We start from the raw sequence: 1,519 nt of genomic DNA on the forward strand, positions 1-1,519 counted from the left end.
GTCCCACCCCTTCCCATCCCGAACAGGACCGTGAAACGACTTTGCGCCGATGATAGTGCTGCAACCAGTGTGAAAGTAGGTTATCGTCAGGCTAGTTATAAGAAAAACCCCATCGAGTGATCTTGGTGGGGTTTTTTGCTTTTCGGCGTCGCTTTCCAGGAACTCGTCTCAACGCGGCGTCCAGCCTGCAGTGGCGTATCTCATGCACAGCAATCTGCATTCGAGACATTATCGTTGTGACATATTGCCCGTCTGCTAAAGTCGAGCACGAAGTGCTCGCCTTGCTGGCCACCGTTATCGTCGCCAGCCTTGACTGGCTTTGGCTGGTATGGAACCGCAGCCAGCTCGGCGGCATCGTCCAGCATGGTGCCATGACCATCAACGCGGTCCTGATCCTGGTGGCGGCGACGCTGGTACTGCGCCATCCGCTGACGCGCCGAATGCAACCGCATCGACGCTCGGCGCTGCGGCTGCTCATGCTTGCCAGCGGCGCGTGGTTCTTCCGCGTGGGATTGATGTTCTGGATTGCCGTGAATGGTGGGCCAGTAGGTTTCGACCCGGCGACACTCTATGGCAATAAGGCCGGGATCGGAATGGCGACGATCGCGATGCGGCTTCCGAACCTGTGATCACGCTGTGGCGAAAAAAAGCCCGCCGGTTGGTGACTGGCGGGCTTGGGTGACCGGGTGTAGGGTTCAGGCGGCGTGCATTCCACTATTGATGCGCAGTTCGAGCTTGTCCCAGAACCGGTCGTGGATAGGGAGCAGCAGCACATTGCAGATCGGCTCGAGGATGGCAGCCAGGCCGCCGAAGGCGAGCGAGCCGGTCGCGCCATAGATGACGGCAAAAGCCACGACCATGTGCATGAGCGTCTGGCTGACCTTTTCAGCGGCAACGCGCATATAGCGCTCGCGAGTTGATTTCGCTCTCTCGCGGATGGCCGCCCAGGCCTTTTCGTGGAAGGGGAGCAGGAGGACGTTGATCACTGGTTCGATGATGATGGCCAGGCCGCTGAACACGACAGAGCCCGTCATCGCGTAGGCGATCGTGAAGGCGATCGCCATGTGGGTGATGACCTGGCTGGTTTTCTTGGCTGCGATGACCATGGCGTTACCTCTTCACTTCGGCTGCTGACTGTAGAGCCAAATGATAATGATTCTCGCTTATAGTTAAAAGCAAATAATATTGAAGGGATCGATAGTCCTCGTCTATCAATGGCGATGCGACTTGGGTAAGGCAGGACTTGCGGGATGTGTCATAGGTTTGTTATAGTCTCGTTCTCCCGACGCAGACGCAGCCTTCAGGCAGCGAAAAGCGGAAGGAAAAGAGGGTTGACGAGATTTAAAAAACGCTTCATACTCTCTCTTCTCTGCTGCTGACGAACAAAACGATTCGAAGCAACAGCAGATGAAGCAGTAACCGAATTCTGATCTTTAAAAATTAACAGTCGATAAGTGTGGGCGTTTGATGAAGGTGCCAGCTGACTTGTTCAGCTGCATACTTAAAATATCAAATGTTC

At 55.2% G+C, this 1,519-nt stretch carries 2 protein-coding genes and 1 rRNA gene; 2 read left to right on the forward strand and 1 reads right to left on the reverse strand.

The window, feature by feature from the left end:
- Together rrf and J3U95_RS28185 are read left to right on the forward strand one after the other, a co-directional pair.
- Positions 1 to 92, forward strand: a 5S ribosomal RNA gene (rrf, locus tag J3U95_RS28900); the annotation flags it as partial.
- A gap of 180 nt (positions 93 to 272) precedes the next feature.
- Positions 273 to 629: a hypothetical protein gene (locus tag J3U95_RS28185; RefSeq protein WP_208281768.1), complete on the forward strand. Its 357-nt coding sequence runs from the start codon at positions 273 to 275 to the stop codon at positions 627 to 629.
- A 66-nt stretch (positions 630 to 695) separates the two neighbouring features.
- Here the strand turns inward: J3U95_RS28185 and J3U95_RS28190 are convergent, their stop codons facing one another.
- Complete coding sequence (locus J3U95_RS28190) at positions 696 to 1,106, reverse strand: DUF2061 domain-containing protein (RefSeq protein WP_208281769.1); 411 nt, start codon at positions 1,104 to 1,106, stop codon at positions 696 to 698.
- Positions 1,107 to 1,519: the final 413 nt, after the last annotated feature.

The organism is Massilia oculi (genome assembly GCF_017582745.1).
Classification (GTDB): domain Bacteria; phylum Pseudomonadota; class Gammaproteobacteria; order Burkholderiales; family Burkholderiaceae_D; genus Telluria; species Telluria oculi_A.